Here is a 21,210-nt window from a genome sequence, read left to right as displayed (position 1 = left end):
CGAGGGCTTCCAGCCGGAATTGCAGGCTCGACAGGGCGCGCCGGGCAGGCCGAAGCCGGTCTGGACCCGCAACCGCTCGGGTGATGTTGCGCACACGTTGTGGCGTCTACCGACGACCATCCTGCAAAGGCGATGGTCCACACTCTTACCGGCGCGCCAACCGAGCGTGTCGCTGATCTAGGCTGACCAGAGGCAGTGTCCGCGGACATGGAAAAGACATTGATGAAGACGGCTCAGGAAACACAGAGGAGAGACAAGTGACGGTCCGAGTAGGTATCAACGGCTTCGGTCGAATCGGGCGGAACTTCTACCGGGCCTTGCTGGCTCAACAGGAGCAAGGCACCGCTGACATCGAGGTGGTCGCGGTCAACGACCTCACCGATAACGCCAGCCTGGCGCACCTGCTGAAATTCGACTCCATCCTGGGCCGCCTGCCGCACGACGTCAGCCTCGAGGGTGACGACACCATCGTCGTCGGCAACGCCAAGATCAAGGCGCTGGAGGTCAAGGAGGGCCCGGCGGCGCTGCCCTGGGGCGACCTGGGCGTCGACGTCGTCGTCGAGTCCACCGGCATCTTCACCAACGCCGCCAAGGCCAAGGGCCACCTGGACGCCGGCGCCAAGAAGGTGATCATCTCCGCGCCGGCCACCGACGAGGACATCACCATCGTGCTCGGCGTCAACGACGACAAGTACGACGGCAGCCAGAACATCATCTCCAACGCCTCGTGCACCACGAACTGCCTGGGGCCGCTGGCCAAGGTGCTCAACGACGAGTTCGGCATCGTCAAGGGCCTGATGACCACCATCCACGCCTACACCCAGGACCAGAACCTGCAGGACGGCCCGCACAAGGACCTGCGCCGCGCCCGCGCCGCCGCCCTGAACATCGTGCCGACCTCCACCGGCGCGGCCAAGGCCATCGGCCTGGTGCTGCCCGAGCTGAAGGGCAAGCTCGACGGCTACGCGCTGCGCGTGCCGATCCCCACCGGCTCGGTCACCGACCTGACCGCCGAGCTGAAGAAGTCCCCCACCGCCGAGGAGATCAACGCGGCGATGAAGGCGGCCGCCGAGGGGCCGATGAAGGGCATCCTCAAGTACTACGACGCGCCGATCGTCTCGAGCGACATCGTCACCGACCCGCACAGCTCGATCTTCGATTCCGGGTTGACCAAGGTGATCGACGACCAGGCCAAGGTGGTGTCCTGGTACGACAACGAATGGGGCTACTCCAACCGCCTGGTGGACCTGGTCGCCCTGGTCGGCAAGTCGCTGTAACCCGTGGCCGTCCACACGCTCAAAGACCTTCTCGGCGAGGGGGTTTCGGGCCGAGGCGTGCTGGTGCGCTCGGACCTGAACGTGCCGCTCGATGACGGCAAGATCACCGACCCCGGGCGCATCACCGCCTCGGTGCCGACGCTGAAGGCGCTCGTCGAGGCGGGCGCCAAGGTGGTGGTCACCGCGCACCTCGGGCGTCCCAAGGACGGGCCGGACCCGAAGCTGTCGCTGGCGCCGGTCGCCGCGGCGCTCTCCGAGCAGCTGGGCCGCCACGTGCAGTTGGCCGGGGATGTCGTCGGCACCGACGCGCTGGCCCGCGCCGAGGGGCTGACCGACGGCGACGTCCTGCTACTGGAGAACATCCGCTTCGATGCCCGCGAGACCAGCAAGGACGACGCCGAGCGGCTCGCCCTCGCCCGCCAGCTCGCCGAATTGGTCGGGCCCACAGGCGCTTTCGTCTCCGACGGCTTCGGCGTGGTGCACCGCAAGCAGGCGTCCGTGTACGACATCGCGACCCTGCTGCCGCACTACGCCGGCACGCTGGTGGCCGAGGAGATCCAGGTGCTCCAGCAGCTGACCAGCTCCACCAAACGCCCCTACGCCGTGGTGCTCGGCGGGTCGAAGGTGTCCGACAAGCTCGGGGTCATCGAGTCGCTGGCCACCAAGGCCGACAGCATCGTCATCGGCGGCGGCATGTGCTTCACTTTCCTTGCCGCGCAAGGCTTTTCAGTTGGCAAGTCACTGCTGGAGACCGAGATGGTGGACACCTGCCGGCGGCTGCTGGACACCTACGTCGACGTGCTGCGGCTCCCGGTGGACATCGTGGTGGCCGACAAGTTCGCCGCCGACGCGACACCGCAGACCGTCGCCGCCGACGCCATCCCGGACGACCTGATGGGTCTGGACATCGGGCCCGGATCGGTCAAACGGTTCGCCACCTTGCTGTCCAACGCCGAGACCGTCTTCTGGAACGGGCCGATGGGCGTGTTCGAGTTCCCGGCGTTCGCCGCGGGCACCAAGGGCGTCGCCGAAGCGATCGCCACCGCGACCGGCAAGGGCGCCTTCAGCGTGGTCGGCGGCGGGGACTCGGCGGCGGCCGTGCGCGCGCTGGGCATCCCGGAAGGCGACTTCTCGCACATCTCCACCGGTGGGGGAGCGTCGCTGGAATACCTTGAGGGCAAGACGCTTCCGGGTGTCGAGGTACTGGACCGTCCGCAACCGACTGGAGGCGCAGCGTGAGCCGCAAGCCACTGATCGCCGGCAACTGGAAGATGAACCTCAACCACTTCGAGGCGATCGCGCTGGTGCAAAAGATCGCGTTCGCGCTGCCGGACAAGTACTACGACAAGGTCGACGTCACGGTGCTGCCGCCGTTCACCGACCTGCGCAGCGTGCAGACCCTGGTCGACGGCGACAAGCTGCGGCTGACCTACGGCGGGCAGGACCTGTCCCAGCACGACGCCGGCGCCTACACCGGCGAGGTCAGCGGCGCCTTCCTGGCCAAGCTGGGCTGCACGTTCGTCGTCGTCGGGCACTCCGAGCGCAGGACGTACCACCACGAGGACGACACCGTCGTCGCCGCCAAGACCGCCGCGGCGCTCAAGCACGAACTGACCCCGATCGTCTGCATCGGCGAGCACCTCGAGGTGCGCGAGGCCGGAAACCACGTCATCCACTGCGAAGAGCAGCTGCGGGGGTCGCTGGCCGGGCTGTCCACCGAACAGATCGGCAAGGTCGTCATCGCCTACGAGCCGGTGTGGGCGATCGGCACCGGGCGGGTGGCCAGCGCCGCCGACGCCCAGGAGGTGTGCGCGGCGATCCGCAAGGAGTTGGCGTCGCTCGCCTCGCCCCAGGTCGCCGACTCGGTGCGGGTGCTCTACGGCGGCTCGGTCAACGCCAAGAACGTCGGCGAGCTCGTCGCCCAGGACGACATCGACGGCGGCCTGGTCGGCGGCGCGTCGCTGGACGGCGAGCAATTCGCCACGCTGGCGGCCATCGCCGCCGGTGGGCCTCTTCCGTGATGCGGCCAAGGCACCGGTAGGCTGGCCGTCATGCAGTTGGCTTTGCAGATCACCCTGGTCGTCACCAGCATCCTGGTGGTGCTGCTGGTGCTGCTGCACCGCGCCAAGGGTGGCGGCCTGTCCACGCTGTTCGGCGGTGGCGTCCAATCGAGCCTGTCCGGATCCACCGTGGTGGAAAAGAACCTGGACCGCCTGACGCTGTTCATCACCGGCATCTGGCTGGTGTGCATCATCGGCATGGCGCTGCTGATCAAGTACCACTGACGACCTGACCGCCCCGCGGCACGCCGATAGTGGGACGCATGGCTGACGCCTCCGAAGCCCCCGAGGACACCCTGGAACCGATCGGCGCCGTCCAGCGCACCCCGGTGGGGCGCGCGGCGACCGAGCCGATGCGGGCCGACATCCGGCTGCTGGGCGCCATCCTGGGCGACACGGTGCGCGAGCAGAACGGGCGCGAGGTGTTCGAGCTCGTCGAACGCGCCCGAGTGGAATCGTTCCGGGTGCGCCGCTCCGAGATCGACCGGGCGGAGCTGGCCCGGATGTTCTATCGCATCGACATCCACCAGGCCATCCCGGTCATCCGCGCCTTCAGTCACTTCGCGCTGCTGGCCAACGTCGCCGAAGACATCCACCGCGAGCGCCGCCGCGCTGTCCACGTCGCCGCCGGCGAACCACCGCCGGACAGCACCCTGGCCGCGACCTACGCCAAACTCGATGAGGCACAACTCGATTCGGACACGGTTGCCGACGCGTTGAAGGGCGCCGTGGTCGCTCCGGTGATCACCGCCCACCCCACCGAGACCCGCCGGCGCACCGTCTTCGTCACCCAGCACCGGATCAACGAGCTGATGCGGCTGCACGCCGAGGGGCACGCCGAGACCGACGACGGGCGCAACATCGAACTCGAGTTGCGCCGCCAGGTCCTCACGCTGTGGCAGACCGCGCTGATCCGGCTGTCCCGCCTGCAGATCACCGACGAGATCGAGGTGGGTCTGCGCTACTACGCCGCCGCGTTCTTCAAGGTGATCCCGCAGGTCAACGCCGAGGTCCGCGACACCCTGCGCGCCCGCTGGCCCGACGCCGACCTGTTCGACGAGCCGATGCTGCAGCCCGGCTCCTGGATCGGCGGGGACCGCGACGGCAATCCGAACGTGACGGCCGACGTGGTGCGCCAGGCCACCGGCAGCGCCGCGTTCACCGCGCTGGCGCACTACCTGGCCGAACTGACCGCGCTGGAGCAGGAGCTGTCGATGTCGGCGCGCCTGGTCTCGGTCACCCCCGCGCTGACTGAACTCGCCGGGGGCTGCGCGGAGAAGGCCCGCGCCGACGAACCGTACCGGCGGGCGGTGCGGGTGATCCGCGCCCGCCTCAGCGCGACGAGCGCGGCGATCCTGGACCGGACACCGCAGCAGGTGCTGGATCTGGGGCTGCCGCCGTACGAAACCCCGGCCGAACTGGGGGCCGATCTCGACACCATGGACGAGTCGCTGCGCGGCCACGGCAGCGCGCTGCTGGCCGACGACCGCCTGGCGCTGCTGCGAGAAGGCGTGCGGGTCTTCGGGTTCCACCTGTGCGGCCTGGACATGCGGCAGAACTCCGACGCGCACGAAGAGGTGATCTGCGAGCTGCTGGCGTGGGCCGGCGTGCACCCGGACTACCGTTCGCTGCCCGAAGACGAGCGCGTCGAGCTGTTGGCGGCCGAGCTGGGCACCCGCCGCCCGCTGGTGGCCGACGACGCGCAGCTGTCCGACCTGGCCCGCGGCGAGCTGGATGTGGTGCGCGCCGCCGCGCACGCCATCAAGCGCTACGGACCGTCCGCCGTCCCCAACTACGTGATCTCGATGTGCCGTTCGGTCTCCGACGTCCTCGAGGCCGCGATCCTGCTGAAAGAGGCGGGGCTGATCGACGCGTCCGGTCCCGAACCCTACTGCCCCGTGGGCATTTCCCCGCTGTTCGAAACCATCGACGATCTGCACAACGGCGCGACGATCCTGCACGCGATGCTGGAACTTCCGATCTACCGGGCGCTGGTGGCCGCGCGCGGCGAGACCCAGGAAGTGATGCTGGGTTACTCGGACTCCAACAAGGACGGCGGGTATTTGGCGTCCAGCTGGGCGGTGTACCGGGCCGAGCTGGCGCTGGTGGAAGTGGCGCGCAAAACCGGAATCCGGTTGCGGCTCTTCCACGGTCGCGGCGGCACCGTCGGGCGTGGCGGCGGGCCGAGCTACGAGGCGATCCTGGCGCAGCCGCCCGGCGCGGTGAACGGCTCGCTGCGGCTCACCGAGCAGGGCGAGGTGATCGCCGCCAAATACGCCGAACCGCGAGTGGCGCAACGCAATCTGGAAAGCCTGCTGGCCGCCACGCTGGAGTCCACGCTGCTGGACGTCGAGGGCCTGGGCGACGCCGCGGAACCGGCGTACGCGGTGCTCGACGAGGTGGCCGTGCTGGCCCAGCGGGCCTACGCCGAATTGGTGCACGACACACCGGGTTTCGTCGACTACTTCATGGCCTCCACCCCGGTCAGCGAGATCGGGTCGCTGAACATCGGCAGCCGGCCGACGTCCCGCAAACCCACCGAGTCGATCTCGGACCTGCGCGCCATCCCGTGGGTGCTGGCGTGGAGCCAGTCGCGGGTCATGCTGCCCGGCTGGTACGGCACCGGGTCGGCATTCGAGCAGTGGATCGCGGCGGGCCCGCAGAGCGAGGCCGAGCGGGTGAGCATCCTGCACGACTTGTACCAGCGCTGGCCGTTTTTCCGCAGCGTGCTGTCGAATCTGGCTCAGGTGCTGGCCAAAAGCGACCTCGGCCTGGCGGCCCGCTACGCCGAATTGGTCGACGACGAGGAATTACGGCGCCGGGTCTTCGGCAAGATCGTCGACGAGCACGGCCGAACCATCGCCATGCACAAGCTCATCACCGGGCAGGACAACCTGCTCGCGGACAACCCCGCGCTGGCGCGGTCGGTGTTCAATCGCTTCCCGTACCTCGAGCCGCTGAACCACCTCCAGGTGGAGTTGCTGCGCCGGTACCGCTCCGGCGACGACGACGAATTGGTGCAGCGCGGGATATTGCTGACGATGAACGGGCTGGCGAGCGCGTTGCGCAACAGCGGCTGACGACGCGCGTACTTCCCGCGCTGACCACCGGTGTTGCGGCACGCGGTGTCGGCGTCGTTATGGTTGAGTCGTGGCTTGCCTGCGCGGGCCGCGCACGCAGGGACGAACATCCAACGGGGGAGGTTGGCATTTGAAATCCATCACATTCGGTAAGACGGGGCTTGAGGTTTCCCGGTTGGCCTTCGGCACCTGGGCGTTCAGCAGCGACTGGGGCCAAGCCGATGAGGACGCCGCGATCACCATGATCCAACGCGCTCGTGACCTGGGGATCAACTTTTTCGATACCGCCCAGCAATACGGGTTCGGGGAATCCGAGCGCATTCTCGGCAAGGCCCTTCGCGACGATTTCGCGCGGGCCCGCGACGAGTTGGTGATCGCCACCAAAGGCGGGTTGCGCAAAACCGACACGGGACTGGTCCGCGACGCCAGCCGCGAGTACCTGCGCAGCGGTGTCGAGTCCAGCCTCCGCGCGCTGGGCGTGGATTACATCGACCTCTACCTGGTCCACTGGCCGGATCCCACGACTCCGGCGGCCGAGACGGGTGAAGCGCTCGCAGAACTGGTGTCGGAGGGCAAGATTCGGCACGTCGGTGTCTCGAACTACGACACGACCCAGATAGAGGAACTTTCGGCCACGCTTCCGGTGGAAGCGGTGCAGCCGCCGTACCACCTGTTTCGCCGTGACATCGAATCCGACCTGCTGCCCTATTGCCACGCCCACGACATCGGGGTGATGGTGTACGGACCGTTGGCGCACGGCCTGCTCACGGGAACCATGAAGCCAGACACCAGCTTTGCCGACGGCGACTGGCGCGGCAAGAGTCCGATCTTCACCGGCGAGGATTATCTGCGTAACCTCAAAGTCGTTGATGACCTGAGCCATTTGGCCATCGATCTCGGCGTCACGACGAGCCAGCTGGCCATCGCCTGGACGCTCGCGCAACCCGGCGTGCACACCGCCATCATGGGCGCGCAGCACGTCACCTACCTGCAGGACAGCGCCGGTGCGGCCGACGTCACGCTGACCGACGCGGACCTGGCCGCGATCGAGGACATCATGAAGTCGGCGACGCCGGTCGGCGGCCCGGCCCCCGAGATGCACGAGAAAAAGGCGAGCTGACCAGGGGAGGGCGCCTAGCCCTTCACCAGCTCGCCGACGTGCGCGGTCACCGAATCGGCCAGGGCTTGCAGGTCATAACCGCCTTCGAGCACCGCCACCAGCCGGCCGTCGCACAGCATCTCCGCCGATTTCATCAATTCCCTGGTGACCCAGGCGAAGTCGTCGGTCGTCATGGTCAGCGAGCCCAACGGATCGCGCTCGTGCGCGTCGAATCCGGCGGACACGATGATCAGTTCGGGTGAAAAGGCGTGCAGCGCGGGCAGTATCCGGTCGGCGAAGGCGGCGCGCAGTTCGGCGCCGCCGTCGCCGGGCGCCAGCGGCGCGTTGAAGATGTTGCCGACCCCGGTTTCCCGCGCCGCGCCGGTGCCGGGAAACAGCGGCATCTGGTGCGTGGACGCGTAGAGCACGTTCGGGTCGGAGTAGAAGATCTGCTGCGTGCCGTTGCCGTGATGGACGTCGAAATCGACGATGGCGACGCGCATCAGCCCGTGTTTGCGCTGCGCGTGCCGCGCGCCGATGCTGATGTTGTTGAACAGGCAGAAGCCCATCGCGCGCTCGGACTCGGCGTGATGCCCCGGCGGCCGACACGCGACGAACGCGTTCTGCACGTCGCCGGCCAGCACCCGGTCCACCGCCCGCAGCGTGGCGCCCACCCCGCGCAAGGCCGTCTCCCACGTCGAGGGCTCCATCATGGTGTCGCCGCCGTCGAGATAGACGTAGCCGTGCTCGGGGCGCGCCGCCTCGAGCGCGTCCACGTAGCGGTTGGAATGCACGTAGCGCGCGGCGGCAAGCTCGGCCGGCTCAGCCGTCTCGCGCACCAGCGCGTCGAACCGGGGCTGGCGCAGCGCCGCCTCCACCGCGCGATAGCGGTCCGGCCGCTCCGGGTGCCCGGGGGCCGTACGATGCGCGGCGAAGGCGGAGTGGTGCAGCAGCAGCGTGGCCATCAGGGGTCGGGGCCTACTCCGCGGTCCGGTTGCGCAGCCTGTCCAACAGACCGCGCACCGCGTGCTCGGTGATCGCCAGGGGCGACATCATGGTCTCGCCCACCTTCACCATCTCGTCGATCCGCGCGACGATGGCCTCCACGGGTTCGACCAGTACGATTAGCCGCTTGGCCAGATCGTCCAGGCTGGCCATGGTGCCGTCCAGGTGATCGAGGCCGGCTTCCAGGCGTTCCACCGTGGCGTTCAGCGCCGACAAGGAGCTGCTGAGCTCTTTCATGGTGTTGCTCAAACCGTCGAGGACGTCTTCGACCTGCTCCACCGTCTTGTCGGCGTTCAAGGCGGCCTGGGTGAGCGTCTTGATCCGGCTTCGCTCTTGCCCCCCGCGCACGGTTCTGTCTGCCATGACCGCCATTATGACCCGGACGGGCCGGCCGGGGACCCCATGGTGGGAATCGCGTCAGGCCACGCCGGACGGGTCCGACGGCAGCTTCGACGCGGCGTCCTCGTCGAGCAGCCAGAGCGTGATCTCTTGACCGATCGCCCCGGCGGCCGGCACCGACACCGGCGCGGCGCCACCGATGGCCGCGGCCGCCGCGTCGGCCTTCCCGGCGCCCGACACCATCAACCAGACTTCGCGGGAACGCGCAATCGCGGGCAGCGTCAAGGTGATTCGTTGCGGCGGCGGCTTGGGGGAGTCGTCGACCGACACCACCATGCGGGTGGTTTCGAGCACGGCCGGGGTGTCCGGGAACAGCGAGTTGATGTGGCCCTCGGGGCCCATGCCCAGCAGGTGCACGTCGAAGCTCGGCACCGGCTGGCCGGGCGCGGCGTTGGCCGCCAGCAGTTGCTCGTAGGCCAGCGCCGCCGCGGCCAGATCGCCGCCGAATTCGCCGTCGCTGGCCGGCATCGGGTGCACCTGGCTGGACGGGATGTCGACATGATCGAGCAACGCGGCCCGCGCCTGCTTGTCATTGCGCTCGTCATCGTCTTCGGGGACGTAGCGTTCGTCGCCCCAGAACAGGTGCACCTTGGACCACTCGATCGGCCGGTCCACCAGCGACCGCAACAGCCCGATGCCGTTGCCGCCGCCGGTCAGCACGACGAGCGCGCGGCCGCGGGCCGCGACCGCCTTCCCGATGGTGTCGGTCAGTCGCGTCGCGGCGGCGTCGACCAGGGCCTGGCTGTCCGGGAAGATTTCGATGCTGGTGCTCACACGTATTGCACTTTCTCAATGCCTTCCAGCGCGGTTTGGTAAATCTCGTCGGGATCCAGGCGACGCAGGTCTTCGGCGAGGCACTCGCCGGTTTCCCTGCGCGCCAACGGAAGCAGCGCGTCGGGACGCGACGTCCGGCTCAGCGTGGCCGTCCTGCCTTCTTGCGGGCGGCTCAACACGATGGTCTCGCTGCTGCGCGTCAATTCGATCTTGAGCTCGCCGACCGCCCTGCGCACCGGGCCGTCGATCCGGCTGGCCAGCCACCCCGCCAGGACGTCGAGCGCCGGCTCGGTGGCCAGGCCGGACACCAGCGCCGACTCGATGGGCTCGTGCGGCGTCAAGTCGACGGCCGAGGTCAGCAGCGCCCGCCAGTAGGTGATGCGCGCCCAGGCGAGGTCGGTGTCACCGGCGGTGTATCCCGGCAGCCGGCTCTTGATCGCCGCCAGCGGATCGACCCCGTTGGTCGCGTCGGTGATGCGGCGAATCGCCAACCGGCCCAACGGATCCTGCGCGGGCACCGCCGGCGCGACGTCGGGCCACCAGGCCACCACCGGGATGTCGGGGAGCAGGAACGGGGTGACGACGCTGGCCGCGTGGCCCGACAGCGCGCCCGACAGCCGCAGCACCACGACCTCGCTGGCGCCGGTGTCGCCACCGGCGCGCAGCTGCGCGTCCAACCGGGGCTTGTCCGCGTACGGATTTCCCCTCATCGTGACGATGATCCGGCTGGGGTGTTCGTGGCTCGCGTCGTTGGCCGCCTGCAGCGACTCCTCGAGGATCTCCTCGCTGTCGGGCGCGATGATCAGCGTCAGGACCCGGCCCATCGCGACGGCGCCGACCCTCTCGCGGAGTTCGTCGAGTTTCTTGTTGACCGCGGTGGTGGTGGCGTCCGGCATATCGATAATCATCAGGGCCGCCGCCATTCCCGGCCGGTGCGGTGCAGCATCTCGAACGCGGAGTCCGGGCCCCAGGTGCCCGCCTCGTACGGCTCGGGCTTGCCGCCGGCCGCCCAGTTATCCAGCACGGGATCGAGTATCTGCCAAGCCAATTCGACCTCTTCATTGACCGGAAACAGCGACGGCTCACCCAGCAACACGTCGAGGATCAACTGTTCGTAGGCCTCCGGGGATTCCTCGGCGAACGCCGAACCGTAGGAGAAGTCCATGTTGACGTCGCGGACCTCCATCGCGGTGCCGGGCACCTTGGACCCGAACCGCAGCGTGACACCCTCGTCGGGCTGCACGCGGATCACCATGGCGTTGGTGCCCAGCTCGTCGGTCATGGTCGCGTCGAACGGCAGGTGCGGTGCGCGCTTGAAGATCAGGGCGATCTCGGTCACCCTGCGGCCCAACCGTTTTCCGGTTCGCAGGTAGAACGGCACGCCCGCCCAGCGGCGGGTGTCCACCTCGAGGGTGATGGCCGCGAACGTCTCGGTGGTCGAGTCCTTGGCGAACCCTTCTTCGTCGAGCAGCCCGAGGACCTTCTCGCCGCCCTGCCACCCCGCGGCGTACTGGCCGCGGCTGGTGGTCTCGTCGAGCGGCTCGGCGAGCTGCGTCGCCGAGAGCACCTTGATCTTCTCGGCCTGCAACGCCCTGGGGCTGAAGCTGACCGGCTCCTCCATGGCGGTGAGCGCCAGCAGTTGCATCAGATGGTTCTGGATGACGTCGCGGGCGGCGCCGATGCCGTCGTAATAGCCGGCCCGACCGCCCAGGCCGATGTCCTCGGCCATGGTGATCTGCACGTGGTCGACGTAGTGCGCGTTCCAGATCGGGTCGAACAGCTGATTGGCGAACCGCAACGCCAGGATGTTGCGGACCGTCTCCTTGCCCAGGTAGTGGTCGATCCGGAAGACCGACTCCTCGGGGAAGACGGCGTTGACGGACTGGTTCAGCGCTTGCGCGCTCTCCAGGTCGTGGCCGAACGGCTTCTCGATGACCACCCGGCTCCACCGCTCGCCCTGCGGGCGGGCCAGGCCGGACTTGTGCAGCTGATCGCACACGACCGGGAAGGACTTGGGCGGGATGGCCAGGTAGAAGGCGTGGTTGCCACCGGTTCCCCGCTCGGCGTCCAGCTTGTCCAGTGTCTCGGCCAGCCGGGCGAACGCCTCGTCGTCGTCGAAAGCGCCTGGCACGAAACGGAATCCCTCGGCCAGCCGCTCCCAGTTCTCCTCCCGGAAGGGGGTGCGGCAATGTTCCTTGACCGCCTCGTACACCACCTTGCCGAAATCCTGGGTGCTCCAATCCCGGCGGGCGAAGCCCACCAGCGAAAAGCTCGGCGGAAGAAGCCCGCGATTGGCCAGGTCATAGATCGCCGGCATGACCTTTTTGCGCGCCAGGTCGCCGGTGACACCGAAGATGACCATCCCGCACGGCCCGGCGATGCGCGGCAGGCGCTTGTCGCGCTTGTCCCGTAACGGGTTATGCCATTGTTGCGCGGTGCGGGCTGGGCTCATTTGGAGGCGGAACCCAGCTGCTTCTGCGTTTCCTCCAGCAGCTCGGTCCACGAATCCACGAACTTCTCCACCCCCTCGTCTTCGAGCACCACGAAGACGTCGCTCAGATCGATGCCGATCTGGTCCAGCTTGTCGAACACCTGCTGGGCGTCCGCGGCGGTGCCGGTGACGGTGTCGCCCTTGATCACACCGTGATCGGCGACCGCGTCAATTGTCTTCTCCGGCATGGTGTTCACCGTGTTGGGCGCCACCAGTTCGGTGACATAGAGGGTGTCGGAGTAGTCGGGGTTCTTGACCCCGGTCGACGCCCAGAGCGGACGCTGCACCCGGGCCCCGTGGGCCTTGAGCGCCTGGTAACGCTCGCCGCCTTCGAACACCTCCTGGTAGGCCGCGTAGGCCAGCCGGGCGTTGGCCACACCGGCCTGGCCCAGCAGCGCCTTGGCGTCCTCGGACCCGATCTTCTCCAGCCGCTTGTCGACCTCGGTGTCCACCCGGGAGACGAAGAACGAAGCCACCGAATGGATCTTGGACAGGTCGTGTCCGCCTTCGCGGGCCTTCTCCATGCCGGCCAGGTAGGCGTCCATCACGGCCCGGTACCGCTCGACGGAGAAGATCAGCGTGACATTGACCGAAATCCCTTCCGCCAGAACGGCGGTGATGGCCGGAATCCCGGCCTCGGTCGCCGGGATCTTGATGAACAGGTTCGGCCGGTCGACGATCTTCCACAGCTCGACGGCCTGAGCGATGGTCTTGTCGGTGTCGCCCGCCAGCCGGGGGTCGACCTCGATGGACACCCGGCCGTCGACGCCGTCGGAGTTCTCCCACTCGCGCGTCAACACGTCGCACGCGTTGCGCACGTCGTCGGTGGTGACGGTGCGGATGGTGGCGTCGACGTCGGCGCCGCGCTCGGCGAGCTCGGCGATCTGGCTGTCGTAGGCATCGCCCTCGGCGAACGCCTTCTGGAAGATCGACGGGTTGGTGGTCACGCCGACGACGCTCTTGGTGTCGATGAGCTCCTGCAGGTTCCCCGACCGAAGCCGCTCCCGCGACAGGTCGTCGAGCCACACGGAAACGCCCGCGGCGCTCAGCGCCGCGAGGTTAGGGTTCTGAGCGGTCATGTGAATTACCCTTTCCTCAGTTATCCACGACTTGTTCCGCGGCGGCAGCGACGGCTTCGGCAGTGAAGCCGAATTCACGGAATAAGGTCTTGTAGTCGGCGGATTCGCCGTAGTGCTCGATCGAAACGATCTTCCCGGTGTCACCGACCAACTTGTGCCAGCTCTGCGCGACGCCGGCCTCGACGGCCACCCGTGCCGACACCGACGGCGGCAGCACGCTGTCGCGGTAGTCGTCGGGCTGGGACTCGAACCATTCGACGCACGGCATGGAGACCACCCGCGCCACAATGTCCTTGTCCGCCAACAACTTCTGCGCCTTAACGGCGAGCTGAACCTCCGAGCCGGTGGCGATCAGCACCACGTCGGGGTCCTGGCCGGCCTCCTCGCCGTCCGAACCCAGGATGTACCCGCCGCGGGCGACCCCCTCGGCGCTGGTGCCCTCGAGCACCGGCACGCCCTGGCGGGTCAGGATCAGCCCCACCGGGCCGCTGCCGTTGCCACGGGCCAGGATCGTGCGCCAGGCGTGCGCGGTCTCGTTGGCGTCCGCCGGGCGCACCACCGACAGCTTGGGAATGGCGCGCAACGCCGCGAGGTGCTCGATCGGCTGGTGGGTGGGGCCGTCCTCGCCCAGCCCGATGGAGTCGTGCGTCCACACGTAGATGGTGTCGATGTCCATCAGCGAGGCCAGCCGCACCGCGGGCCGCATGTAGTCCGAGAACTGCAGGAACGTGCCGCCGTACGCGCGGGTGGGGCCGTGCAGCACGATGCCGGACAGGATCGCACCCATCGCGTGCTCGCGAACGCCGAAATGCAGCGTGCGACCGTACCAGTCGGCGGTGTAGTCCTTCGTCGAAATGGACGGCGGGCCAAAGGATTTCACGCCATCCATGGTGGTGTTGTTGCTGCCCGCGAGGTCGGCCGAGCCGCCCCACAGCTCGGGCAGTTTCGGTCCCACCGCGGACAGCACCTTGCCCGAGGCCGCCCGGGTGGCCAGCTCCTTGGAACCCGGCTCCCAGTGCGGGATGTCGGCGTCCCAGCCGTCGGGCAGTTCCTCGGCGGTCAACCGGTCCAGCAGCGCCTTGCGGTCGGGCTCGCGCTGCACCCACGCGTCGAAATCCGCCTGCCACTTCTCGTGCGCTTCCTTGCCGCGGTCGACCAGCTTGCGGGTGTGGGCGATCACCTCGTCGCGCACCTCGAAGTTCTTGTCCGGGTCGAAGCCGAGGATCTGCTTGACGGCGGCGACCTCCTCGTCGCCCAGCGCCGCGCCGTGCGCCTTACCGGTGTTCATCAACTTCGGCGCGGGATAGCCGATGATGGTGCGCAGCTCGATGAACGACGGCCGGTCGGTGACGGCCTGGGCGGCCGCGATGGCCTCCTCGATGCCCACGACGTTCTCGCCGCCCTCGACCCTCTGCACGTGCCAGCCGTAGGCCTCGTAGCGCGCGGCGGTGTCCTCACACAGCGCGATGTTGGTGTCGTCCTCGATCGAAATCTGGTTGTGGTCATAGAAAACGATGAGGTTGCCCAGTTGCTGGACGGCCGCCAGCGACGAGGCCTCCGAGGTGACGCCCTCTTCGATGTCCCCGTCGGAGGCGATCACGTAGATGAAGTGATCGAACGGGCTGGTGCCCGGGGCGGCGTCGGGGTCGAACAGGCCGCGCTCGTAGCGGGCGGCCATCGCCATGCCGACGGCGGACGCCAGGCCCTGCCCGAGCGGACCGGTGGTGATCTCAACGCCCTTGGTGTGGCGGAACTCCGGGTGCCCGGGCGTCTTGGATCCCCAGGTGCGCAGCGACTCGATGTCGGAGAGCTCCAGGCCGAAACCGCCCAGGTACAGCTGCAGGTACAGGGTCAGGCTGCTGTGTCCGCACGACAGGACGAACCGGTCGCGGCCCAGCCAGTAGGTGTCGCTGGGGTCGTGGCGCATCGTCCGCTGGAACAGCGTGTACGCCAGCGGGGCCAGGCTCATCGCCGTCCCGGGGTGGCCGTTGCCGACCTTTTGCACCGCGTCGGCCGCCAGCACCCGAATGGTGTCGACGGCGGCCGAGTCGAGCTCGGACCAGTCGTCCGGGAGGTGCGGTTGGGTCAGCGTGGAGATCTCTTCGAGTGTCGTCACAGACTCAGTCCTTGGGTCATCGAGCTGATCAATCCCACCCTAGTGCGGGAGGGCCGGCTCTTGCAGAGCAGGATTTCGGGTACCCGCGGCCGGCAGGTGAGAAAATTACGCGCCCGTCGAAAGCCCTTAACATTCAGTTCGGAAAACTGGGAAAAGTCTGCGGGAACCGACCCACGGGCGGGGCATCGCCGCCACTCGGTCTACCATCGTCTGTAGTAGATGCTGCGCGCCGCTGCGACCCCGAGGAGTTATTGCGTGAGCGTTCGCGGGCGCGCCGCGCCGAGCCGATTGCCAAGCCGGGTGCGAGGCACGGTGCTGGCGTACCTGGCGCTGACCAAGCCGCGGGTCATCGAGCTGCTGCTCGTGACCGCGATCCCGGCGATGCTGCTCGCGCAGCGCGGCACGGTCAACCCGCTGCTGATCGTCAACACCCTGATCGGCGGCATGCTGGCCGCCGGGGGCGCCAACACGCTGAACTGCGTGGCCGACGCGGACATCGACAAGGTGATGAAGCGCACGGCGCGCCGGCCGCTGGCGAGGGCCGCGGTGCCCACCCGCAACGCCCTGGTGCTCGGGCTGGTGCTGACGGTCGGGTCGTTCTTCTGGCTGTGGTGGACGACCAACCTGCTGTCGGGGCTGCTGGCCCTGGCGACGATCGCGTTCTATGTGTTCGTTTACACACTGCTGCTCAAGCGCCGCACCTCGCAGAACGTCGTGTGGGGCGGTGCGGCCGGCTGCATGCCGGTGATGATCGGTTGGTCCGCCGTGACGAACACGATCGGCTGGCCCGCCTTGGTGATGTTCGCCATCATTTTCTTCTGGACGCCGCCGCACACCTGGGCGCTGGCGATGCGCTACAAGGACGACTACAAAGCGGCGGGCGTCCCGATGCTGCCGGCTGTCGCGACCGAGCGCCAGGTGACCAAGCAGATCCTGATCTACACCTGGCTGACGGTGCTGTCCACCCTGGCGCTGGCGCTGGCGACGGGCTGGCTGTACGCGGCGGTCGCCGTGGTGGCCGGGGTGTGGTTCCTGGCGATGGCGCACCAGCTGTACGCGGGGGTGCGCGTCGGTGAGCCGGTCAAGCCGCTGCGGTTGTTCCTGCAGTCGAACAACTACCTGGCGGTGGTGTTCTGCGCGTTGGCGATCGACTCGGCCATCGGGCTGCCGCACCTGTTCTGACGATCTGGGGCCGCCACTCGGGCGCCGCCAGTCACTTGGGCCACTCCAGTCTCTCCGAGAGAGTGGACCGCGAATGCCCACCTCCCCGCGACAATCGTCCGGCCCGAGTTGTCGCAACCCCACCACGGCGGGTAGCGGCAACCCACCACGGCGCGTAAGGGCAACCCCACCGCGCCTAGTAACGGCAACCCCACCGCGATGCGTTGTCGCTCGGAGGTGGGCAAAACGCCCATGCCTTCCGCGGCGAACCAATGTGGCCGCTGTGACTCGACAGCCCTCAGGGCACCAGCACGATCGAGCCCGTGGTCTTGCGGCCCTGCAGGTCCTCGTGGGCGCGGGCGGCATCGGCCAGAGGGTAACGCCCGCCGACCTCGACGGTGATGTCGCCACGGGCGATCGCGGCGAACAATTCCTCTGCGCGCCAGCTGAATTCCTGCCCGGTGCGGACGAAGTGCGCCAGCGACGGCCGGGTCAAAAACACGGAGCCGGCGGCATTGAGCCGCTGCGGATCGAACGGCGGAACGGGCCCGCTGGCCGCGCCGAACAGCGCGAGCGTGCCCCGCACGGCCAGGCTGGCCAGGCTGGCGTCGAAGGTGGTCGCGCCCACGCCGTCGTACACCGCGGCCACCCCGGCACCGTCGGTCAACGCCCGGATCCGCTCGCCGAACTCGTCGGCGTCGTCGGGGTAGGAGAGCACCTCGTCGGCGCCGGCCTTCGCCGACATCCGCGCCTTCTCCGGGGTCGAGACCGTCGTGATCACCCGCGCGCCGAGCAGGTGCGCCCACTGCGTCAGGATCAGTCCGACACCGCCCGCGCCGGCGTGCACCAGCACCGTGTCGCCGGCCTGCACCGGATACACCGACTTCAACAGGTAATGCGCGGTCAGCCCCTTCAGCAGCGCCGAGGCCGCCACGTCGGCGGGAACGCCGTCGGGCACCGACGCGGTGAAAGACGCTGGGGCGGTGGCATATTCGGCATAACCGCCGGAAGCCGTGGCGGTGACCACCCGGTCGCCGGCGGTGAACCCCTCGACGCCCTCGCCGGTGTCCACCACCGTGCCGCTCGTCTCCTGGCCGAGGATGAACGGCAGCTGGCGCGGGTACTGGCCCGAGCGGAAATACGTGTCGATGTAGTTGACGCCGATGGCCTCGGCCTCGATCAGCACCTCGCCCGGGCCGGGGGAGGGTTGCGGCGTATCGACGTAGCGCAGCACCTCGGGGCCGCCGGTTTCGCTGACTTCGATTGCGTGCATGTGCTTATCATGCCCGGGCATGAAGCTCGCTCGTCCGGACGTCTTCCATCCCCGCATCGTGCTGGCGGGGCCCGGCGACGACCCCGACGACGCGGGGCTGGTGCCCGCGCTGCGCCGGCGTGGCCTGCACGCGCGGTGGCTGTCCTGGGACGACCCGGGGGCCGCCCAGGCCGACCTGGTGATCCTGCGGGCCGCCCCGGTCGGGCCGGGCCGGCGCGACGAATTCCTGGCCTGGACCCGCCGGGTGCGCCACCTGCTCAACCCGCCCGACGCCATCGCCTGGAATTTCACTGAGCGCTATCTGCGCGATCTCGCGGACGACGGGATCCCGACGGACCCTGGCGCGACGGCCCGCTCGACGTTGATCTTTCTCGGCGGGGAGCGATCCCACGCCTGGCCGGGCGAGCCGGAGTTCGAGTCCTGGGACCTCGCCTATGCCGCGCTGGCGGCGGCCGCCGAACGCGCCGGGGTCGGCGCGCGGGAGCTCCTCTACGCGCGCGCCGACGTGGCGGGGGACCGGTTGGTGAAGCTGGATCTCGTTGCGCCGCAGCTGGGTTGGCGGCACGTGGACGCCGCCACTCGCGAGCTCGCGCAGCGCCGGTTCGCCGTGGCGGTCGAGTCAGGCTGCGAGCGGCTCGGGCTCGGCCCGTTCTCGCATCGACGCCCATAGCGCCGCGGTGGCGGCGGTGGCCGCGGCGGCCCCCGCCACGTGCAGGGCGACGAGCGCCGCCGGGACGCCGGTGTAGTACTGGGCGGTGCCGACGGCGGCCTGCGCACACAGCAGGACGAGCAGCACCCCGAGCCGCCGCAGCACCGCGCGGGTCGCACGCACCGCCAGCAGCCCGAAGCCCAGGCCCACGACCAGCGCGAGGTAGGCGACCAGCAGCGAGGAGTGCACGTGCACCAAAGTGGCGACTTCGACCTTGAGTCGCGGCACCGTCCGGGTGGCGCTGCGGTCACCCGCGTGGGGGCCGGCGGCCGTCACCAGCGTGCCGGTGATCAGCACCGCGGCCAGGTTCACGCCCGAGAGCGCGGTCAGCGCGCGCAGGGGCGCGGGGATCAGCACGCGCACGGCTCCGTCGTCGGGCTCGCCGATCTTGACGTAGAGCAGCACCGCGAGCCACACCATCGTCATCGACGTCAGCAGGTGGATGGCCACCGTCCACCACAGCAGCCCGGTGCGCACGGTGATGCCGCCGATGACCGCCTGGACGACGGTCGACACCGGCATCAGCCACGCATACACCAGGACCTCGCGCCGTCGGCGGGCCCGCGTCACCGCGAGCACGGCCAACGCCGCGGTGATCACCACGGCGAAGGTGACCATCCGGTTGCCGAACTCGACGGCCTGGTGGATGCGCGGCACCTCGGCGTGGGCCACCGGGACGAAGCTGCCCGGAAAGCATTGCGGCCAGGTGGGGCAGCCCAGCCCCGAGGCGGTGACGCGCACGATCGCGCCGGTGATGGCGATGCCGCCCTGGGTCAGGATGACGGCCGCGGCGATCAGCCGCTGGACGCCCAGACTGGGATTGGGGAGCAGGTCCACCAGTCGCAACAGCGTTCGTCCGAGCACGGCCCGATCCTAAGGCACCGAAAACTACATGCTGTAGTACGCCCTGGGTCGCCGAGCGGTCGTCAGGTGAACCGGAACCAGCGCAGCGCGCTCAGCGCGGCCAGCGTGCCCCAGGCCGCCAGGACGATCACCCCGAACCAGTCCACCGACATGGTCATCGCCTGCGACAGCGCCTCGGTCAGCGCGCCCGACGGGGTCAGCCGGGCCGCCCATTTCACACCCGTCGGGATGATGTCGGTTTCCACGGTCAGCGCGCCCAGGCCGGCGAAGACGAACCACATCAGGTTGGCGACCGCGAGCACGATCTCGGCCCGCAGCGTCCCGCCGAGCAGCAGGCCGAGGGCCGCGAACACCACGGTGCCCAGCGCGATGACCCCCGCGCCCAACGCCAACGCGAGCAACGCGGGTCGCCAACCCAGCGCAAAACCGATGGCGCCCAACAGGATTGCCTGCAAGAACACCACCGTGACGACGGCCAGGGACTTGCCCGCGATGATGCCCCACACCGGCAGCGGGGTGGCCCCGAGCCGCTTGAGCGCGCCGTAGCGGCGATCGAAGGCGACCGCGATCGCCTGCCCGGTGAACGCGGTCGAGATCACCGCCAGCGCCATGATGACCGGGGTGAACGTGGCGGCGCGGTGCTGGCCGAACGAGCCGAGCGGAAGCAGCGTGAGCCCGACCAGCAGCGTGATCGGGATGAACATGGTCAGCAGCAGTTGTTCGCCGTTGCGCAGCAGCAGCTTGAGCTCCAGACCGAACTGCGCGGCCAGCATCTTGGGCACCGCGCTGGGGCGCGGGTCGGGGGCGAAAGTGCCTGCGGGGAAAGGTGATTCGCTCATGGCCGCAACTTCCTGCCGGTGAGGTCGAGGAACACGTCCTCAAGGCTGCGTTGCTCGACGCGCATGTCGGTGGCCAGCACGTCGATCCGGGCACACCACGCCGTGACCGTCGCCAGCACCTGCGGGTCGACCGGGCCCTCGACGAGGTATTCGCCCGGCGTCACCTCGGTGGCCTTGTAGTCCTCGGGCAGCGCCGCGGTCAACAGGGACAGGTCGAGCCGGGGCGGCGCGCTGAACCGCAACTGGTCCTTGGCGCCGCTGCGCATGAGCTCGGTGGGCGTGCCCGAGGCCACCGTCGCCCCGCGGTCGATGATGACGATCCGGTCGGCGAGCTCCTCGGCTTCTTTGAGCTGGTGGGTCGTCAGCACCACCGTCACGCCGTCGCGGCGCAGCGCGTCGATCAGCTCCCACACCAGCAGCCGCGCGTGGGCGTCCATGCCCGCCGTGGGCTCGTCGAGGAACACCAATTCGGGCCGGCCGACCAGCGCGCACGCCAGCGCGAGCCGTTGCTGCTGGCCGCCGGAGAGCCGCCGGTAGGTGGTGCGCGCGGCGTCGGTGAGGCCCAGGATGTCCAGCAGCCAGGCCGGGTCCAGCGGATCGGCCGCGTAGGCGGCCACCAGGTCGAGCATCTCGCCGGCGCGGGCCGCCGGGTAGCCGCCGCCGCCCTGCAGCATCACGCCGATGCGCGCCCGCAGCCGCGCGTTGTCGGCGATCGGGTCCAGGCCGAGCACCTCGATGGTGCCGGCGTCCGGGCGCACGAAGCCCTCGCACATCTCGACCGTCGTGGTCTTACCGGCGCCGTTGGGCCCGAGCAGGGCCAGCACCTCGGCGGCGTGCACTTCCAGGTCGAGGTCGGAGACCGCTGTGGTGGATCCGTAGTGCTTGTTCACGCCGCGCAGTCGCACGACCGTGTCAGGAACGTCGGGACTCACGAGCGCCGCTCCTCCTCATAGGCGCCGCTCATGCGGCGCACGGCTGGGTCGT

At 69.0% G+C, this 21,210-nt stretch carries 19 protein-coding genes; 8 read left to right on the top strand and 11 right to left on the bottom strand.

What is annotated here, in order from left to right; translation table 11 throughout:
* The first annotated feature begins 257 nt into the window (after positions 1-257).
* The 6 genes from gap to OCQ_RS16030 all read left to right on the top strand — a co-directional run bounded on the left by gap (position 258) and on the right by OCQ_RS16030 (position 7,537).
* The gene (gap, locus tag OCQ_RS16055; protein ID WP_014385248.1) at positions 258-1,277 is read left to right on the top strand and encodes a type I glyceraldehyde-3-phosphate dehydrogenase; all 1,020 of its coding nucleotides are present in this window, start codon (positions 258-260) and stop codon (positions 1,275-1,277) included.
* 3 nt (positions 1,278-1,280) lie between these two features.
* Positions 1,281-2,516, top strand: coding sequence for a phosphoglycerate kinase (locus tag OCQ_RS16050; RefSeq protein ID WP_014380462.1), 1,236 nt, complete (start codon positions 1,281-1,283; stop codon positions 2,514-2,516).
* Positions 2,513-3,298, top strand: a complete 786-nt coding sequence (gene tpiA / locus OCQ_RS16045; RefSeq protein ID WP_009951908.1) for a triose-phosphate isomerase — start codon at positions 2,513-2,515, stop codon at positions 3,296-3,298. The genes OCQ_RS16050 and tpiA overlap by 4 nt, the downstream gene beginning before the upstream one ends.
* A gap of 30 nt (positions 3,299-3,328) precedes the next feature.
* Positions 3,329-3,562: a preprotein translocase subunit SecG gene (gene secG, locus OCQ_RS16040; protein WP_008258126.1), complete on the top strand. Its 234-nt coding sequence runs from the start codon at positions 3,329-3,331 to the stop codon at positions 3,560-3,562.
* A gap of 38 nt (positions 3,563-3,600) precedes the next feature.
* On the top strand, positions 3,601-6,417 hold the full coding sequence (ppc, locus tag OCQ_RS16035; protein ID WP_014385247.1) for a phosphoenolpyruvate carboxylase: 2,817 nt from the start codon (positions 3,601-3,603) through the stop codon (positions 6,415-6,417).
* Positions 6,418-6,547: 130 nt separating this feature from the next.
* Positions 6,548-7,537: an aldo/keto reductase gene (locus tag OCQ_RS16030; RefSeq protein WP_009951912.1), complete on the top strand. Its 990-nt coding sequence runs from the start codon at positions 6,548-6,550 to the stop codon at positions 7,535-7,537.
* 14 nt (positions 7,538-7,551) lie between these two features.
* Here OCQ_RS16030 and OCQ_RS16025 read toward each other — a convergent pair whose 3' ends face one another.
* The 7 genes from OCQ_RS16025 to tkt are packed head-to-tail and all read right to left on the bottom strand — an operon-like array spanning position 7,552 to position 15,380.
* Entirely contained in the window at positions 7,552-8,481 is a 930-nt protein-coding gene (locus tag OCQ_RS16025; protein WP_014385246.1) for a histone deacetylase family protein, read from the bottom strand.
* 13 nt (positions 8,482-8,494) lie between these two features.
* A complete protein-coding gene (locus OCQ_RS16020; protein WP_009955772.1) occupies positions 8,495-8,893 on the bottom strand; it encodes a hypothetical protein in 399 nt (132 codons plus the stop codon).
* 45 nt (positions 8,894-8,938) lie between these two features.
* Positions 8,939-9,694, bottom strand: coding sequence for a 6-phosphogluconolactonase (pgl, locus tag OCQ_RS16015; protein WP_014385245.1), 756 nt, complete (start codon positions 9,692-9,694; stop codon positions 8,939-8,941).
* Positions 9,691-10,602 carry a glucose-6-phosphate dehydrogenase assembly protein OpcA gene (gene opcA, locus OCQ_RS16010; RefSeq protein ID WP_008258116.1) on the bottom strand — a complete coding sequence of 304 codons (912 nt, stop codon included), beginning with the start codon at positions 10,600-10,602 and terminating at the stop codon, positions 9,691-9,693. Before opcA ends, pgl begins: the two co-directional genes overlap by 4 nt.
* On the bottom strand, positions 10,602-12,146 hold the full coding sequence (gene zwf / locus OCQ_RS16005; protein ID WP_009955768.1) for a glucose-6-phosphate dehydrogenase: 1,545 nt from the start codon (positions 12,144-12,146) through the stop codon (positions 10,602-10,604). The genes opcA and zwf overlap by 1 nt, the downstream gene beginning before the upstream one ends.
* A complete protein-coding gene (gene tal / locus OCQ_RS16000; protein ID WP_014942453.1) occupies positions 12,143-13,264 on the bottom strand; it encodes a transaldolase in 1,122 nt (373 codons plus the stop codon). The genes zwf and tal overlap by 4 nt, the downstream gene beginning before the upstream one ends.
* 16 nt (positions 13,265-13,280) lie before the next feature.
* Positions 13,281-15,380, bottom strand: a complete 2,100-nt coding sequence (gene tkt, locus OCQ_RS15995) for a transketolase (protein WP_008258107.1) — start codon at positions 15,378-15,380, stop codon at positions 13,281-13,283.
* 255 nt (positions 15,381-15,635) lie between these two features.
* On the opposite strand from tkt, the gene OCQ_RS15990 reads away from it, so the two are divergent.
* A complete protein-coding gene (locus OCQ_RS15990; protein WP_008258105.1) occupies positions 15,636-16,562 on the top strand; it encodes a heme o synthase in 927 nt (308 codons plus the stop codon).
* A 277-nt stretch (positions 16,563-16,839) separates the two neighbouring features.
* Here OCQ_RS15990 and OCQ_RS15985 read toward each other — a convergent pair whose 3' ends face one another.
* A complete protein-coding gene (locus OCQ_RS15985) occupies positions 16,840-17,814 on the bottom strand; it encodes a quinone oxidoreductase family protein (protein WP_008258103.1) in 975 nt (324 codons plus the stop codon).
* Positions 17,815-17,833: 19 nt separating this feature from the next.
* On the opposite strand from OCQ_RS15985, the gene OCQ_RS15980 reads away from it, so the two are divergent.
* A complete protein-coding gene (locus tag OCQ_RS15980; protein ID WP_041785086.1) occupies positions 17,834-18,484 on the top strand; it encodes an ATP-grasp domain-containing protein in 651 nt (216 codons plus the stop codon).
* On the opposite strand, the gene OCQ_RS15975 is transcribed toward OCQ_RS15980, so the two are convergent.
* From OCQ_RS15975 to OCQ_RS15965, 3 genes are all read right to left on the bottom strand, one after another.
* Complete coding sequence (locus OCQ_RS15975; protein ID WP_014385242.1) at positions 18,434-19,387, bottom strand: COX15/CtaA family protein; 954 nt, start codon at positions 19,385-19,387, stop codon at positions 18,434-18,436. The genes OCQ_RS15980 and OCQ_RS15975 overlap by 51 nt on opposite strands.
* Before the next feature lie 62 nt (positions 19,388-19,449).
* Positions 19,450-20,226 carry an ABC transporter permease gene (locus tag OCQ_RS15970; RefSeq protein WP_014385241.1) on the bottom strand — a complete coding sequence of 259 codons (777 nt, stop codon included), beginning with the start codon at positions 20,224-20,226 and terminating at the stop codon, positions 19,450-19,452.
* Entirely contained in the window at positions 20,223-21,158 is a 936-nt protein-coding gene (locus OCQ_RS15965; RefSeq protein ID WP_041785083.1) for an ABC transporter ATP-binding protein, read from the bottom strand. The genes OCQ_RS15970 and OCQ_RS15965 overlap by 4 nt, the downstream gene beginning before the upstream one ends.
* Positions 21,159-21,210 lie beyond the last annotated feature (52 nt).

The organism is Mycobacterium paraintracellulare (assembly GCF_000276825.1).
GTDB classification, from domain to species: Bacteria; Actinomycetota; Actinomycetes; order Mycobacteriales; family Mycobacteriaceae; genus Mycobacterium; species Mycobacterium intracellulare.
Note: the sequence above shows the minus strand (reverse complement) of the source record. Positions and strands in the feature narration are given on the sequence as shown.

Excerpts from the sequence above, each read along its gene's own strand:
- secG (WP_008258126.1), top strand. The coding sequence starts at position 3,329 with ATGCAGTTGGCTTTGCAGATCACCCTGGTCGTCACCAGCATCCTGGTG.
- ppc (WP_014385247.1), top strand. The coding sequence starts at position 3,601 with ATGGCTGACGCCTCCGAAGCCCCCGAGGACACCCTGGAACCGATCGGC.
- OCQ_RS16025 (WP_014385246.1), bottom strand. The coding sequence starts at position 8,481 with ATGGCCACGCTGCTGCTGCACCACTCCGCCTTCGCCGCGCATCGTACG.
- OCQ_RS16020 (WP_009955772.1), bottom strand. The coding sequence starts at position 8,893 with ATGGCGGTCATGGCAGACAGAACCGTGCGCGGGGGGCAAGAGCGAAGC.
- opcA (WP_008258116.1), bottom strand. The coding sequence starts at position 10,602 with ATGATTATCGATATGCCGGACGCCACCACCACCGCGGTCAACAAGAAA.
- zwf (WP_009955768.1), bottom strand. The coding sequence starts at position 12,146 with ATGAGCCCAGCCCGCACCGCGCAACAATGGCATAACCCGTTACGGGAC.
- tal (WP_014942453.1), bottom strand. The coding sequence starts at position 13,264 with ATGACCGCTCAGAACCCTAACCTCGCGGCGCTGAGCGCCGCGGGCGTT.
- OCQ_RS15985 (WP_008258103.1), bottom strand. The coding sequence starts at position 17,814 with ATGCACGCAATCGAAGTCAGCGAAACCGGCGGCCCCGAGGTGCTGCGC.
- OCQ_RS15980 (WP_041785086.1), top strand. The coding sequence starts at position 17,834 with ATGAAGCTCGCTCGTCCGGACGTCTTCCATCCCCGCATCGTGCTGGCG.
- OCQ_RS15970 (WP_014385241.1), bottom strand. The coding sequence starts at position 20,226 with ATGAGCGAATCACCTTTCCCCGCAGGCACTTTCGCCCCCGACCCGCGC.